We start from the raw sequence: 14,657 nt of genomic DNA, 5'->3' as shown, positions 1-14,657 counted from the left end.
GGAACGACAGGATGGCGACGGGAGAGGCGGGCGGGCGCGGCCCGAAGGGGCGAGAGCCCGTGCGGGAGCGTGGCCTCGCCCCCCGGGCGGTGGCGGGCCTGAGCGAGGCGGCCGAGGTCGCCCTGACCTTCGACGACAACCGCCTGGCGAGCCTGGTCTTCGGCCAGTTCGACCAGAACGTCGCCCATCTGGAGCGGCGCCTGGGGGTCGTGGCCACTGCCCTCGGCAACCATGTCGTGGTCAAGGGGCCGCCCGATTCGACCGAGCGCGCCCGCCGGGTGCTGGAGCTGCTCTATGCCCGCGTCCGCGACGGGGGAGGGGTCCCGCTCAGCCTCGGCGACGTCGACGGGGTGATCCAGGAATCCTCGCTCCAGGGCAACCTGTTCTCGCCCGCCGAGGCACCGGCCAATGGCGAGCGCCCGTCCTTCGACCAGATCGCCACCCGCCGCCGCGGCGCCGTGCGGGCCCGCAATGCCGCGCAAGACACCTATATCAAGGCCCTGCGCGCTCACGAACTGGTCTTTGCCGAGGGGCCGGCCGGCACCGGCAAGACCTGGCTCGCCGTCGGCTACGCCGTCTCGCTCCTGGAACAGGGCCATGCCGAGCGGCTGATCCTGTCGCGCCCGGCGGTCGAGGCGGGCGAGCGGCTCGGCTTCCTGCCCGGCGACATGCGCGAGAAGGTCGATCCTTATCTGCGGCCGATCTACGACGCGCTCTACGACTTCATGGAGGCGCGCCACGTTGATCGCGGGTTGCAGACTGGCATGATCGAGATCGCTCCGCTCGCCTTCATGCGCGGGCGCACGTTGACCAACGCGGTGGTGCTCCTCGACGAGGCGCAGAACACCACCTCGATGCAGATGAAGATGTTCCTGACCCGGCTCGGCGAGAACTCGCGCATGATCGTCACCGGCGATCCGAGCCAGATCGACCTGCCGCCGGGCCAGAGATCCGGCCTCGTCGAGGCGGTGCGGATCCTCGACGGCGTCGAGGGCATCGGCCGCGTCACGTTTCGCGACGTCGACGTGGTGCGCCACGATCTGGTGCGCCGGATCGTCACGGCCTACGAGGCCGATGCGCAGGAAAATCGCGACGAGCCGCCCCAGCGGCCGACGCCGTCGCGCCGGGGGCCGCTGCCGTGAACGAGACCGAGACGAACGGGACCCGACAGAACGGAACGCAAGAGGACGAGGTCCGAGGGCACGGGACCGCCGACGGGAACGAGATCGACGTCGCCGTCGAGGACCCGCGCTGGGAGGAGGTCGCGCCTGATCTCGACGGGTTCGTCGCCCGCGCGGTCGAGGCGGCGCTGGCCATCGTGCCGCCCGAGGGACCGATCGAGATCAGCATCGTCCTGACCGACGATGCCGCGGTGCAGGAGCTGAACCGGACCTGGCGCGGCAAGGACAAGCCGACCAACGTGCTGTCCTTCCCCAACGAGCAGCCGCATGGCGGGGGCCTGCGCCTCCTCGGCGACGTGGTTCTTGCGTATGACACACTCCTGCGCGAGAGTGGGGAGCAGTCCAAGCCCCTCGGCCACCACCTCGCCCATCTCGTGGTTCATGGCACGCTGCACCTCCTCGGTCACGACCACGAACTCGGCGACGCCGAGGCCGACGCCATGGAGGCGTTGGAGGTCGCAGCCCTGCGGCGCCTCGGCGTGCCGGACCCGTATGGCGACGCGGCCGCTTGAGCCGCGGACGTCCTCACCCCAGACGCGAGAGACATGAGCAACGATCGAAGTCGCAGCGCCGCCGCGACCGCGCAGGCGATCCCGGAAGACGACAGTCCGGGGCGCGAACCCTGGTATGATCGCCTCCTCAACATCTTTCACCTGAAGACCCGCGACGCGCAGCGCGACGGCCTCTCGGACGCCCTCGCCGAGATGCAGAACGGCGACCACCCGGTCTCCCCGGTCGAGCAGGCGATGCTCAAGAACGTGCTCAGCCTGCACCGGGTCCGGGTCGACGACGTGATGATCCCCCGCGCCGACGTGGTGGCGGTCTCGATCGACACGGCGCTCGGCAACCTGCTCAAGGTCTTCCGTAGTGCCGGCCATTCCCGCCTGCCGGTCTATGGCGAGAACCTCGACGATCCCCGCGGCATGGTCCACATCCGCGACTTCGTCGACTACATGGCGAGCCGCGCCGAGGCCGGCGGCGGCCGCCTGCCCAACCTGGCCGAGGTCGACCTGACGGCGACGCTCGCCACGACCCGCATCCTGCGGCCGGTGCTGTTCGTGCCGCCCTCCATGCCGGCGATCGACCTGCTCGCCCGCATGCAGGCCAGCCGCACCCACATGGCCCTCGTCATCGACGAGTATGGCGGCACCGACGGTCTGATCTCGATCGAGGACCTGATCGAGGTCGTGGTCGGTGACATCGAGGACGAGCACGACGTGGCCGAGGGCCACCGCGTCCTCAAGGTCGACGGCGAGAGCGGGATCTTCGTCGCCGATGCCCGCGCCAGCCTCGATGACGTCGCCGAGGCGACCGGGGTCGATTTCGTGGCGGCGGTGGGGGAGGCGGCCGAGGAGGTCGATACCCTGGGCGGCCTGATCGTCACCATCGCGGGCCGCGTCCCGGCCCGGGGCGAGGTCATCGCCGTGCCGGGCGATTTCGAGGTCGAGGTGCTGGACGCCGATCCGCGGCGGATCAAGCGCCTGCGCATGCATCGCGGCTTCGCCCGGCTCGAAGGGCCCGCCACGCCCCTGGCCCTGCCGCCGCCCGATGGCGAGGCCGGCCTGCGGGCCGATTCCGCCGCCTGATCCGACCCGCGGCGCCCTCTCGTGGCGCCGCCCCGCGAGCCCGCCCATGCACGACATCGACACCAACGGGGCGGTGCTCGCCGCCCCGGCGCCGCGTTTCGGCCTCGCGCCGCTCGCCCACCGGGTCACCCTCGCCTCCGGCTGGGTCAGGCTGGCCCTGGCCTGGATCGCCGGCGCTTGCGGCGCCCTGGCGATGCCGCCCTTCGGGTTTCTGCCCGCCCTCTGCGTCGCCCTGGTGCCGGCGGTCTGGCTGCTCGACGGGGCGGCCACCGCCTCCTCGCGCCTCGGCCGGAGGGCCGGCACCGCGCTCGCCGCCGGGGCGATCGGCTGGGCCTGGGGCTTCGGCTACCTCACGGCCGGCCTGTGGTGGCTCGGCGCCGCCTTCCTGGTCGAGGCCGATCAGTTCGCCTACCTGATGCCGCTCGGCGTGCTCGGCCTGCCGGCGGCGCTGGCTCTCTTCTACGGCGCCGGCTTCGCCGCCGCCCGGCTCCTGTGGTCGTCGGGGCCTGGCCGGATCGCCGCCCTGGCGTTCGGGATCTCCGCCGCCGAGTGGCTGCGCGGGCATCTCCTCACCGGCTTTCCCTGGAACACCCTTGGCATGGCGCTGGGCCAGAACCTCTGGCTGATGCAGGCCGCCTCGGTCGTCGGGCTCTACGGGCTGACCGTCCTGGCGGTGCTGGTCTGCGCCGCCCCCGCCACCCTGGCCGATGCCGGCGGGCCGGCGCGGCGGCGCGGGCCGCCGGCCGGCGCGCTCCTCCTCCTCGTCGGCCTCGCGGCCGGCGGGGCGCTGCGGGTGCCGTCCGGCCCGATGCCGGAGGTGCCCGGGGTGCGCCTGCGCCTCGTCCAGGCCAACATCCCGCAGGATGCCCGCTTCAACCCGCGCAACCGCGACGGCATCCTCGAGCGCTATCTCGGCCTCAGCGACAGCGCCACCGCACCGGACCGGCAGGGCCTGCGCGACGTCACTCACCTGATCTGGCCGGAATCCTCGTTCCCGTTCCTGATCCAGCGCGATCCCCAGGCGCTGCGGCGGATCGGCAGCGCGCTGCCGCCTGGCACGCTCCTCGTCACCGGCGCGGCGCGGGCCGACGAGCCGCTGCCCGGCGAGCGGCTGCACTTCTATAATTCCATCCTCATGATCGGGCAGGACGGCTTCGTCGGCGGCCGCTACGACAAGCTCCACCTCGTGCCCTTCGGCGAGTACCTGCCGGGGCCGGTCGACGGCCTGCTGCGCACGCTCGGTCTCAAGCAGTTCGTGGCGGTTCCGGGCGGCTTCACCCCGGGCGAGGGCGAGGAGCCGCTGCCCCTCGCGGTGCCGGGCCTGCCGCCGGTGGCGCCCTCGATCTGCTACGAGGCGATCTTTCCCGGCGCCGTCGCCTCGCATCGGGAGCGGCCCGGCCTCCTGCTCAACGTCACCAATGACGGCTGGTTCGGCGACACGCCCGGCCCGCGCCAGCACTTCGCCCAGGCCCGTCTGCGGGCCGTAGAGGAAGGCATTCCTCTGGTGCGCGCCGCGAATACCGGAATCAGTGCCGTGGTCGATCCTTACGGAAGGGTGACCGGCATGTTGTCGGTCGGCACCGAGGGGGTGCTCGATCGCAACCTTCCGAGAAACCTTAGGGAAAGGCCGCCATACGGACGTTTCGGCGATGTCTTTTTCACCGTCCTGCTTCTAGGGTGCGGTCTCCTGGCCCTGCTGGCGCGCCATCGCCGTGCGCCGCCACCGCCCCGCGGAGCGTCGATGTGAAAAAGGCACCGGATCCGGTCGATCGTCATGTGGGGCATCGGGTACGAGTCAGACGGCTTCTCGTCGGCGTCAGCCAGGAGAAGCTGGGCGATGCCCTTGGCGTGACCTTCCAGCAGATCCAGAAATACGAGAAGGGCACCAACCGGATCAGCGCGAGCCGGCTGCGCCAGATCGCCGATATGCTGGGCGTGCCGGTCAGCTTCTTCTATGAAGGCGCGCCGCGCCAGGACGGTACACCGAGCGAGGACGCTGCCGTGAAGCCCACCGGCGAGGCCGCCGCCCACGACCTGTTCTGGACCAGCCAGGATCTGCAACTGGTGCGCGCTTTCCAGCGCATTGGCGACAACCAGTTGCGCCGGCGCATCATCAGCCTTGTCGAGGCGATCGGCGCTACCCCGTCTTCGACTGACGGACCGGTGTGACGATCCCGGGGGGCCGGGGTTGCAAAGGATCCGGTGCCCCTCAGGCGACCAGGACGCTATGACCCTCCCGAATGCGAGCGTGCGACGACCTCGTGCGCAACAGCCGCGAACGCGCGCGCAAGTGCGACAGGGAGGACAGTCGTGCGGACCATCGAACGGGAGCCCGGCGCCGGGACCGCCCGGCCGGACCGGAGGGAGGCGGGCTTCCACCCGGTCCTGATCGGCCTCGGGCTGATGCTGGTGGCGTTCAATCTCCGGCCCGCCCTGTCGAGCGTCGGCCCGCTCCTGCCGGGCATCCGGGCCGAGACCAGCCTTTCCGGGGCCCTGGCGGGCGCCCTCGTCACCCTGCCGGTCCTGTGCCTCGGGGTGTTCGGCCGCCTGGCGCCGGCCGTGGTGCGGCGCATCGGGCCGGATGCCGGGGTGCTGGCGGCGCTGGCCGTCATGGCGCTCGGCCTCGTCCTGCGCGGTCTCGGCGGCCTGCCGCTGCTCTTCCTCGGCTCGGTGGTCGCGGCGGCAGCGATCGGGATCGTCGGGGTGATCCTGCCGGGCATCGTGAAGCGCGATTTTCCCGATCAGGCCGGGCTGATGACCGGCCTCTACACCGCGCTCCTCTGCCTCGGCGCCGCCGCCGGGGCCGGCTTCACGGTGCCGGCGCGCCATGCCCTCGGCCTCGGCTGGGAGGGAGCGCTGATGCTGTGGGCGGCGCCTGCCCTGGTGGCCGCCGCTTGCTGGCTGCCCTTCGTGCGCGCCCGGCCGCTGCCCGACGCCTCGGCCGCACGCCCGTCCGGCCGGCTCTGGCGCGACCCGCTGGCCTGGCAGGTCACCGCCTTCATGGGCCTGCAATCGTCGCTCGCCTACATCGTGTTCGGCTGGCTGCCCGCCGCCCTGGTCGACCGGGGCTTCGACCTCGTGGCGGCGGGCCTCGTCGCCTCGGTCTCGGCCCTGGCGCAAGGCGTGCTCGCGCTGCTGGTGCCGACCCTGGCCGCGCGGCGGCCGGACCAGCGCCCCTGGGTGGTGCTGGTCATCAGCCTTCCCCTCGTCGGCTTCACCGGGCTGCTCGTCGGGCCGCTGGCGCTCGCCTGGGGCTTCGCGCTGCTGATGGGCCTCGGCCTCGGCGGCTGCTTCGGCCTCGCCCTGACGCTGATCGTGCTCCGGGCCGGCGATCCCCGCGCCGCGGCCGAGCTGTCCGCGATGGCGCAGGGTGTCGGCTATTGCGGCGCGGCGCTCGGGCCGTTCCTCGTCGGCATCGCCCACGACCTGAGCGGTGGCTGGGGCCTGCCGGCGGCGCTCTATGCCGGGCTGTGCCTCGCGGCCGGGAGCTTCGGGTGGCTGGCCGCGCGGGACCGGACGGTGCGGATCTGATCGTTCGGCGCCCCCGGGGATTGATGCCGGGGGCGCGAGGGGCTCAGTTGCTGCGCAGCAGCGCTTCCAGGACCTTGCCGCCGGGCCGCCCGGTCTGCGGCATGCCGAGCTGGCGCTCGATGTCCTTGATCGCCTGGCGGGTCTTCGCGCCGACCTTGCCGTCCGGCTCGCCGACATCGTAGCCGCGGGCGGTGAGCGCGCTCTGGAGGCTGCGCCGCTCCGCCCGCGACAGCGGCGGGTCGTCGGTCGGCCAGGCGGTCTGCACGCCGCCCTTGCCGCGCAGCCGGTCCGACAGGACCGCGATGGCGAGACCGTAGGATTCGGCGGCGTTGTAGGAATAGATCGCGTCGAAGTTCTTCGTCACCAGGAAGGCCGGGCCGTTGGCGCCGGCCGGGGCCAGGATGCCCACCGGCCCCTCGCCCGAGAGCGGCCGGCCGTCGATCCGGGTGACGCCGAGCGAGGCCCAATGCCCGACCGGCTTCTTGTTCTTGCGGCCCGCGGCCGAGACGTTGAAGCCGGGGGGAAGCCGCACCTCGTAGCCCCAGGGCTGGCCGTTATGCCACTTGGCGACGCGCAGGAAGTTGGCGGTGGAGCCGACCGCGTCCGGCACCGAATCGACCACGTCGCGCCGCCCGTCGCCGTCGAGGTCGACGGCGAGGCGCTGGTAGGTGGTCGGCATGAACTGGGTCTGGCCGAAGGCGCCGGCCCAGGAGCCGCTCAGGCGCTCGGGCGCGATGTCGCCGCGGTTGATGATCTTGAGGGTGGCGATCAGCTCGCCGCGGAAGAACTCGCGCCGGCGGGTGCCGCCGCAGGCCAAGGTCGCGAGCGACTGCACCAGCGGCATCTTGCCGAGATTCTTGCCGAAATTCGATTCGACGCCCCATACCGCCGCGATGGTGTAGCGGTCGACGCCATAGCGCGCCTCGGCCTGCGCGAGCGCATTCGCATGCTGGCGCATGGCGGCGCGGCCGTCCTCGACCCGCTCGTCGTCGACGAGGGCCGCCATGTAGTCCCAGATCGGGGTCTTGAATTCGGGCTGGGCCTGGGAGAGTTCGATCACCTTGTCGTCGAAGGTGATGCCGGCCGTCGCCGCCTGGAACGCCGCCGGAGACACGCCGGCCGCTGCCGCATCCTGGCCGATCCCGGCCAGGCAGGAGCGGAAATCCGCCAGCGCCGCCTGCGGCAGGCCGAATCCGGCGAGGCAGAGCAGGGTGGCGGCCTTGAGGGTCGCGCGCCGCGTCATGAGCAGAAGTCTCTCCCGTTTCTGCGATCCAACCACCCGAATGGGGCGGCATCAGGGTTAAGAAAATCCTGATGGAATCGCAGGCCGGGGGATTGCCGGCCGCGGCGAAGCGCCTCCCGGTCGCGCGGGATGACCGCGTCGTGGCCGCCGTGGCAGCTCCGGCGTCAGGCCCAGGGCCGCTCGGCGAGCGTCTTCTCGTAGGCGTCGATCGCCGGCGCCTTCTCGAGGGTCAGGCCGATATCGTCGAGACCGTTCAGCAGGTTGTGCTTGCGGGCCGGATCGATGTCGAAGGCGAGGGTGCCGCCGTCCGGCCCCTTGATGACCTGGTTCTCGAGGTCGATCGTCAGCGTCGCATTGGCGCCGCGATTCGCATCGTCGAGGAGCTTCTCCAGATCCTCCGGCTTCACGGTAATCAGCAGGATGCCGTTCTTGGCGCTGTTGTTGAAGAAGATGTCGGCGAAGCTGGTCGAGATGATGCAGCGGATGCCGAAATCGGCGAGCGCCCAGGGCGCGTGCTCGCGCGAGGAGCCGCAACCGAAATTGTCGCCCGCCACCAGGATCTTGGCGTTGCGGTAGGCCGGCTGGTTGAGGACGAAGTCGGGGTTTTCCGAGCCGTCGTCGCGGTAGCGCATCTCGGAGAAGAGGCCCTTGCCGAGGCCGGTGCGCTTGATCGTCTTGAGGTACTGCTTGGGAATGATTCGGTCGGTGTCGACGTTGACGATCGGCAGCGGCGCCGCGACGCCCTCCAGCACGGTGAACTTTTCCATTGATGCGTCGTCCGCGATGCGCGCCGCGCGGGGTATGGTCCCGCGCGGCGTCAGTTCGGAGGTGTTCTAGCAAGTCGCCGAACCGGCGGGAAGCGTGCGCGGCGTCAGCGCGACCCCGACAGTTCCAGCACGTCCTCGAAGGTCCGCAGGCCGGCCCGCGGCGAATTCACCAGCACCGCCATGTTGCCCGGCGCGTGCTGGTTCTTCCACATCTTGGTGTGGGCCTCCGGGATCTTGTCCCAGGGAAAGAGCTCGCTCATGCAGGGATCGACCCGGCGGTCGATCACGAACTGGTTGGCGGCCGCCGCCTGCTTCAGGTGGGCGAAGTGCGAGCCCTGGATGCGCTTCTGCCGCATCCAGACGTAGCGGGCGTCGAAGGTGATGTTGAAGCCGGTCGTGCCGGCGCAGAACACCACCATGCCGCCGCGCTTCACCACCAGAGCCGAGACCGGGAAGGTCGCCTCGCCCGGATGCTCGAATACGATGTCGACGTCGTTGCCCTTGCCGGTGATGTCCCAGATCGCCTTGCCGAACTTGCGGGCTTCCTTGGTCCACTCGTTGAACTCGGGCGAGTTGACCTTGGGCAGCTGGCCCCAGCAGTTGAACTCCTTGCGGTTGATGACGCCCTTGGCGCCCAGGCTCATGACGTAGTCGCGCTTCGACTCGTCGGAGATCACCGCGATGGCGTTGGCGCCGGCCGCCGCGCAGAGCTGCACGCCGAACACGCCGAGGCCGCCCGAGGCGCCCCAGATCAGCACGTTCTGGCCCGGCTTGATCGTGTGCGGCGCGTGGCCGAACAGCATCCGGTAGGCGGTGGCGAGCGTGAGCGTGTAGCAGGCGCTCTCCTCCCAGGTCAGGTGCTGGGGCCGCTTCATCAGCTGGCGCGACTGCACCCGGCAGAACTGGCCGAAGGAGCCGTCCGGGGTCTCGTAGCCCCAGATGCGCTGGGACGGCGAGAACATCGGGTCGCCGCCGTTGCACTCCTCGTCGTCGCCGTCGTCCTGGTTGCAGTGGACGATGACCTCGTCGCCGACCTTCCAGCGCTTCACCTTGGCGCCGACCGCCCAGACGATGCCCGAGGCGTCGGAGCCGGCGACGTGGAAATCGGCCTTGTGGACGTCGAACGGCGAGATCGGCTCTCCGAGGCCGGCCCAGACGCCGTTGTAGTTGACGCCGGCAGCCATCACCAGGACGAGCACCTCGTCGTCGCCGATCGACCAGGTCGGCAGGACCTCGATCTGCATCGAGGTTTCCGGCGGCCCGTGGCGCTCGCGGCGGATCGCCCAGGCATACATCTTCGCCGGGACGTGGCCGAGCGGCGGAATCTCGCCGATCTCGTAGAGATCCTTCAGCTCGGGCCCACTCTTTGCCACCGGTTCCAGCGCGGCGCTCGCGGCCATTGCGGACCCTCCCTTGGTATGATGCACTGCACCGTGGATTCTAGCGCCGTTCCAAAGGGCCTCAATAGCCCTTTTGGCGACGTGGCAGACTTGTCGGCCTTACGTCATGGGTGACGGTCAAGCCGGGTACGGTTACCATTCTGGCTTGCGGCGGGCATCCGGGCCCGCGGGCACAGCCGGACAACGAGGGACGAGGGCGCAGATGGGCGAGCCGGACGTCAAGCGGGACAAGCCGTGGATCATCCGCACCTATGCGGGCCATTCGACGGCGGCGGAGTCGAACGCGCTCTACCGCGGCAACCTCGCCAAGGGGCAGACCGGCCTCTCGGTCGCCTTCGACCTGCCGACCCAGACCGGCTACGACCCCGACCACGAACTCGCCCGCGGCGAGGTCGGCAAGGTCGGCGTGTCGATCGCGCATCTCGGCGACATGCGGACCCTGTTCCAGGACATCCCGCTGTCCCAGATGAACACCTCGATGACCATCAACGCCACGGCCCCCTGGCTGCTGGCCTTGTACCTCGCAGTGGCCGAGGAGCAGGGGGCGCCGTTCTCGGCCCTCCAGGGCACGACCCAGAACGACATCATCAAGGAATACCTGTCGCGGGGCACCTACGTGTTCCCGCCCGGGCCGTCGTTGCGGCTCACCAAGGACGTGATCCTGTTCACGACGAGCCAGGTTCCGAAGTGGAACCCGATGAACGTCTGCTCCTACCACCTCCAGGAGGCGGGGGCGACGCCGGTCCAGGAACTGTCCTACGCGCTGGCGGTGGCCATCGCGGTGCTCGACACGGTGCGGGACGATCCCGATTTCGACGAGGAGAGCTTCGCCGACGTGGTCGGCCGCATCTCGTTCTTCGTGAATGCCGGCATGCGGTTCGTCACCGAGATCTGCAAGATGCGGGCGTTCTGCGATCTCTGGGACGAGATCACCCGCGACCGCTACGGCATCACCGACGCCCGCAAGCGCATCTTTCGCTACGGCGTGCAGGTGAACTCGCTCGGGCTGACCGAGCAGCAGCCCGAGAACAACGTTCACCGTATCCTGATCGAGATGCTGGCCGTCACGCTGTCCAAGCGCGCCCGCGCCCGCGCGGTGCAGCTGCCGGCCTGGAACGAGGCGCTCGGCCTGCCGCGCCCCTGGGACCAGCAATGGTCGATGCGGATGCAGCAGATCCTCGCCTTCGAGACCGACCTGCTCGAATACGACGACATCTTCGACGGCTCGGTCGTCATCGACGCCAAGGTCGAGGCGCTGAAAAGCGAGACCCGGGCGGAGCTGGCCCGGATCGGGGCGCTCGGCGGCGCCGTGACGGCGATCGAGACCGGGCTGATGAAGCGGGCGCTGGTCGAATCGAACGCCCGGCGCATCGCCGCGATCGAGCGCGGCGAGCAGGTGGTGGTCGGCGTCAACAAGTTCCAGAACGGCGAGCCCTCGCCGCTCACCGCCGGCGACGGTGCCATCTTCACCGTCTCGGAGACCGTCGAGATGGAGGCGCAGAACCGCATCAAGACCTGGCGCTCGCAGCGCGATGCGGCGGCCGTGGCGGCGGCGCTCGACGCGCTGGAAGCCTCGGCCCGCGAGGGCCGCAACGTCATGCCGGCCTCGATCGCCTGCGCCAAGGCCGGCGTGACCACCGGCGAATGGGGCGAGCGCCTGCGCCAGGTCTTCGGCGAGTACCGCGCCCCCACCGGCGTCACCCCCGAGACCGTCACCTCGGGAGCCGCCGAGGAGGCCCGGCTGCTCATCGCCGATCTCGGCGAGCGGCTGGGCGAGACGCCGCGGCTCGTCGTCGGCAAGCCCGGCCTCGACGGCCACTCGAACGGCGCCGAGCAGATCGCGCTCCGCGCCCGCGACGTCGGCTTCGACGTGACCTATGACGGCATCCGCCAGACCCCGTCCGAGATCGTCGCCAAGGCCCGCGAGCGCAATGCCCACATCATCGGCCTGTCGATCCTGTCGGGCTCGCACGTGCCGCTGGTGCGCGAGGTCCGGGCGCGCCTGCGCCAGGAAGGGCTCGACCACATCCCGGTCGTCGTCGGCGGCATCATCTCGCCGGAGGACGAGCTGGTGCTGAAGAACATGGGCGTGGCCGCGATCTACACCCCGAAGGACTACGCCCTCGACACGATCATGGTCGGCCTTGCCAAGGTGGTCGAGCGGTCGATCGCGAAGCGTGAGGCTTCGGCCGCGGAACCGCGGCGGGAAGAGGTGTTCTGACGGCGGCACTCGCGGGCCTCGCGCAGGTTGGTCCTGCCGAGTCTCTTAGAGCCGTCACGGTTGGGCGCTATCGTCTCGTGAAGCCACGCGGAGGGCTCCCGCTCCCGCCGCGTGGTCTGGACGGCACCACGCTCCTGGCAAACCGGCAAGGCTCTCGGCATGGTCACCAGACACGTGGCCCGGATGACGGCCACGCTGAACGGCAGACGATCGATCGGTGCCCTGCGCGGCCTGGTCCTGACCGCGCCGCTGCTCCTCGGCGCGGGACCGGCCGCCGCCATCCGGACGCACGACCGTGTCGCCGGCCTGTCGCTCGATGTCCGGTCGGGCAGCGCGGACCACGATGACGACAAGCCGTCTCGGGCCTGCGAGGAGCGCGTCGAGATCCCCTCCCGGGCCGAGGATGGCCTGGTCGAGATCCGTATCTGGAACCCGTGCCGTGCCGGCGCAACCTTGCGTTTCCGGACCGACCATCTGGAGCGGGTGGCGCAATTCGATGCCGACGGGCGGCTCGGCACGATCATGCCGCTCTTCAGCGATCCAGCGCCGATCCGGTGGCAAGCGGGCGACGGGCGCGACCGTGAGGTCCGCGTCGACGTCCCGGGCTTGCAGCAGGTCCTCAAGGTCGTGCTGGTCTGGAATGGCGAGGCGCCGCTCTCGCTCCAGATCGACGAAGCCGTCCTGCCCGATCGCCCGCCCACCTGCACCTGGATCGAGCGGTCGGGGTCGTGCCGCGGCGTCGGCCGGTTCGCGTCCCTGCCGCTAGGTCCGGGCCGGAACGTCGATCTCTACACGGTCGCCCTCGGTGCGCTGCCGCCGCGCGGCCGCCTCCCGTATCACGTCGTGTTCGATCCCGGCCCCTCCGGATCCGGTCTGAACGCCGACCGTTATTGCGGCGACGGCGCGAGTGCCGCACCGCTCTTCGAGATCTGGTCGGTGCGCCGCGGCATGTTCCGCGTCGAGCGCCGGGGCGGCTTCTCGGCGATTGCCTGTGGCGAAGGCGGGCCCGCACGGCGTGTGTCCCGCGGGGATATCTTGCTTGCTCCTTAGAGCATTGTCCGAGTGCCGTGGAGACCGGCTCGTCGCCGACATCGCTGCAACACCAGAGCGCTCGATCTCACCCTGATCGGGTGAGGCTCTGGCCGATCGCGCGGCGGATCTCAGGCACGCGCCGCGTTCACTTGATCCAGATCTCGACGCGCCGGTTCCGGCGCAGACCGTCCTCGTTCGGCACGTTGGTCGACCCGTCGCACGCGACTGGCGCGAAGGAGCCGAGGCCACTGACGGCGAGCTGCGTGGATGGGACTCCGCGGGCGGTGAGCGCCTGTGCGACCGTCGCCGCGCGCCGCTCGGACAGCGCGATCTTGCGCTGCGTGGTGCCCCGCGAGTCGGCATAGCCGAGGACGAGGATGCGACGCCGGAGGTTGCGCGGGCGCTTGAGGTACTCGGCGAGGCGATCGATGTCGCGCACGGCCTTCGAATCGAGGTCGGCCCCCGCGGTTCGGAAGCGATAGGTCACGGACAGACGCCGCGCACCAGTGAGGTCCCGGGCGAACCGTCCGAGACGGGTGTGGTCCTGCGCGACGTCGCGCGCCGCCTCGGACACCCGCCGGTCGGCATAGCTGTCCTCGGACTCGTCGATCCTGAGATCGATGAACTGGCTGCGGGAGATGATCGGCTGCGCCTTGTCGGACAGGGCGAATTCGACGAAGTCGGTCAGGTGCGGATGGGAGGCGCTCGCGGCGTTGTAGAGCAGGAGGCGGCGCGACAGCGGATATTCCTCCGATTTCACTAAGAACTCGCTCGGCGTGTAGTTGAGCCCGCATTCGAGGGAGATCGAGACCGTCTTGGCATTGCGTCCATACGCAATGCCCACGAAGCCGATGCCACCCGGATCGGCCGCGACCGCGTCCGACAGCTCGACCGACGACTCGAACGCCTTGGCGCTTGCGGCGATCTTGCGCTTCTTCATCACGAGCGCGGTGAAGGTGTCGAGCGTTCCGGACTTGTCGGCGCGCCGGTACAGGGTGATCGGCCCCGGCTTGCCGCCGAACGCCGACCAATCGGTCTTCTCGCCGGCGAAGATGGCGGCGATGTCTTCGAGCGTCAGACGCGAGAGAGGATTGTCGCGATGGACGAGCACCAGCAACCCGTCGAGAGCGACGACGTGCTGCTGGGTCGGCGCGCCCAGGTCTCCAAGGCCCGCAGCGGCGGTCTTGGCCAACTCGTCCTTGCTGATCTCGCGCGACATCATGCCGAGATCGGCCTTGCCCTCCGCGAGGGCGGTCGGCGCCGTCCCGGACCCGTGCGACGCCACCTCCACCCGCAGGACCGGTCCGGCCGCACCCTTGGCGATGAGGGTGCGGTCTTCGGGTGTTCGCCCGTCGAGCCACTGGACATCGTCGACGCGCAAGCCCCGCGCATAGGCTTCCAGCAGGCTCGGCACCAGCTCCGCGCCGATGGTGTTCGACCCGACGATCCGCAAAGGCCGTGCGTCGGCATTCGACGGATCGCAGCGTGGCGCCGTGCAGGCCGCCCCCAAAGGTGACGCGACGGACTCGACTTGCCTGACCGACGATTGCGGAATCCGGACGGTGCCGTAACGGGTCCGGACAACGTAAGGATCCGACTGCGAATTCTCAATCTCGCCCATAATCACCATCCCGTCCTGGGTCGTGATCCTGGATTCAGACCAGGACGGTGAAATCGAGATGATCGTGGCGGCGCT

12 protein-coding genes are annotated in these 14,657 nt (G+C 70.3%); 8 read left to right on the top strand and 4 right to left on the bottom strand.

Going from position 1 to position 14,657, the window contains the following annotated elements:
• Positions 1 to 11 precede the first annotated feature (11 nt).
• The 6 genes from VP06_RS20630 to VP06_RS20605 all read left to right on the top strand — a co-directional run bounded on the left by VP06_RS20630 (position 12) and on the right by VP06_RS20605 (position 6,298).
• Positions 12 to 1,142: a PhoH family protein gene (locus tag VP06_RS20630; protein ID WP_048465658.1), complete on the top strand. Its 1,131-nt coding sequence runs from the start codon at positions 12 to 14 to the stop codon at positions 1,140 to 1,142.
• Between the two features lie 83 nt (positions 1,143 to 1,225).
• The gene (ybeY, locus tag VP06_RS20625) at positions 1,226 to 1,693 is read left to right on the top strand and encodes an rRNA maturation RNase YbeY (RefSeq protein WP_048465682.1); all 468 of its coding nucleotides are present in this window, start codon (positions 1,226 to 1,228) and stop codon (positions 1,691 to 1,693) included.
• 33 nt (positions 1,694 to 1,726) lie between these two features.
• Positions 1,727 to 2,767: a hemolysin family protein gene (locus VP06_RS20620; protein ID WP_048465657.1), complete on the top strand. Its 1,041-nt coding sequence runs from the start codon at positions 1,727 to 1,729 to the stop codon at positions 2,765 to 2,767.
• A gap of 46 nt (positions 2,768 to 2,813) precedes the next feature.
• Entirely contained in the window at positions 2,814 to 4,514 is a 1,701-nt protein-coding gene (gene lnt / locus VP06_RS20615; protein WP_048465681.1) for an apolipoprotein N-acyltransferase, read from the top strand.
• Positions 4,511 to 4,936: a helix-turn-helix domain-containing protein gene (locus tag VP06_RS20610; RefSeq protein WP_048465656.1), complete on the top strand. Its 426-nt coding sequence runs from the start codon at positions 4,511 to 4,513 to the stop codon at positions 4,934 to 4,936. Before lnt ends, VP06_RS20610 begins: the two co-directional genes overlap by 4 nt.
• A gap of 141 nt (positions 4,937 to 5,077) precedes the next feature.
• On the top strand, positions 5,078 to 6,298 hold the full coding sequence (locus tag VP06_RS20605; protein WP_245291252.1) for a CynX/NimT family MFS transporter: 1,221 nt from the start codon (positions 5,078 to 5,080) through the stop codon (positions 6,296 to 6,298).
• A 43-nt stretch (positions 6,299 to 6,341) separates the two neighbouring features.
• Here VP06_RS20605 and VP06_RS20600 read toward each other — a convergent pair whose 3' ends face one another.
• From VP06_RS20600 to ccrA, 3 genes are all read right to left on the bottom strand, one after another.
• On the bottom strand, positions 6,342 to 7,541 hold the full coding sequence (locus VP06_RS20600) for a lytic murein transglycosylase (RefSeq protein WP_048465655.1): 1,200 nt from the start codon (positions 7,539 to 7,541) through the stop codon (positions 6,342 to 6,344).
• A gap of 164 nt (positions 7,542 to 7,705) precedes the next feature.
• Positions 7,706 to 8,308, bottom strand: coding sequence for a 3-isopropylmalate dehydratase small subunit (leuD, locus tag VP06_RS20595; protein WP_048465654.1), 603 nt, complete (start codon positions 8,306 to 8,308; stop codon positions 7,706 to 7,708).
• A gap of 104 nt (positions 8,309 to 8,412) precedes the next feature.
• Positions 8,413 to 9,708, bottom strand: coding sequence for a crotonyl-CoA carboxylase/reductase (gene ccrA, locus VP06_RS20590; protein WP_048465653.1), 1,296 nt, complete (start codon positions 9,706 to 9,708; stop codon positions 8,413 to 8,415).
• Positions 9,709 to 9,910: 202 nt separating this feature from the next.
• Between ccrA and VP06_RS20585 the strand changes: the two genes are divergently transcribed.
• Together VP06_RS20585 and VP06_RS20580 are read left to right on the top strand one after the other, a co-directional pair.
• Complete coding sequence (locus VP06_RS20585) at positions 9,911 to 11,929, top strand: protein meaA (protein WP_048465652.1); 2,019 nt, start codon at positions 9,911 to 9,913, stop codon at positions 11,927 to 11,929.
• A gap of 159 nt (positions 11,930 to 12,088) precedes the next feature.
• On the top strand, positions 12,089 to 12,979 hold the full coding sequence (locus VP06_RS20580; protein ID WP_156295697.1) for a hypothetical protein: 891 nt from the start codon (positions 12,089 to 12,091) through the stop codon (positions 12,977 to 12,979).
• A 127-nt stretch (positions 12,980 to 13,106) separates the two neighbouring features.
• Here VP06_RS20580 and VP06_RS20575 read toward each other — a convergent pair whose 3' ends face one another.
• Positions 13,107 to 14,414 carry a substrate-binding domain-containing protein gene (locus VP06_RS20575; RefSeq protein ID WP_048465650.1) on the bottom strand — a complete coding sequence of 436 codons (1,308 nt, stop codon included), beginning with the start codon at positions 14,412 to 14,414 and terminating at the stop codon, positions 13,107 to 13,109.
• Between the last annotated feature and the right edge of the window lie 243 nt (positions 14,415 to 14,657).

Origin of the sequence: Methylobacterium aquaticum (genome assembly GCF_001043915.1) — a bacterium.
GTDB classification, from domain to species: Bacteria; Pseudomonadota; Alphaproteobacteria; order Rhizobiales; family Beijerinckiaceae; genus Methylobacterium; species Methylobacterium aquaticum.
This window is presented reverse-complemented; position numbering and strand designations above follow the sequence as displayed.

Excerpts from the sequence above, each read along its gene's own strand:
- VP06_RS20630 (WP_048465658.1), top strand. The coding sequence starts at position 12 with ATGGCGACGGGAGAGGCGGGCGGGCGCGGCCCGAAGGGGCGAGAGCCC.
- VP06_RS20620 (WP_048465657.1), top strand. The coding sequence starts at position 1,727 with ATGAGCAACGATCGAAGTCGCAGCGCCGCCGCGACCGCGCAGGCGATC.
- lnt (WP_048465681.1), top strand. The coding sequence starts at position 2,814 with ATGCACGACATCGACACCAACGGGGCGGTGCTCGCCGCCCCGGCGCCG.
- VP06_RS20600 (WP_048465655.1), bottom strand. The coding sequence starts at position 7,541 with ATGACGCGGCGCGCGACCCTCAAGGCCGCCACCCTGCTCTGCCTCGCC.
- leuD (WP_048465654.1), bottom strand. The coding sequence starts at position 8,308 with ATGGAAAAGTTCACCGTGCTGGAGGGCGTCGCGGCGCCGCTGCCGATC.
- ccrA (WP_048465653.1), bottom strand. The coding sequence starts at position 9,708 with ATGGCCGCGAGCGCCGCGCTGGAACCGGTGGCAAAGAGTGGGCCCGAG.
- VP06_RS20585 (WP_048465652.1), top strand. The coding sequence starts at position 9,911 with ATGGGCGAGCCGGACGTCAAGCGGGACAAGCCGTGGATCATCCGCACC.
- VP06_RS20580 (WP_156295697.1), top strand. The coding sequence starts at position 12,089 with ATGGTCACCAGACACGTGGCCCGGATGACGGCCACGCTGAACGGCAGA.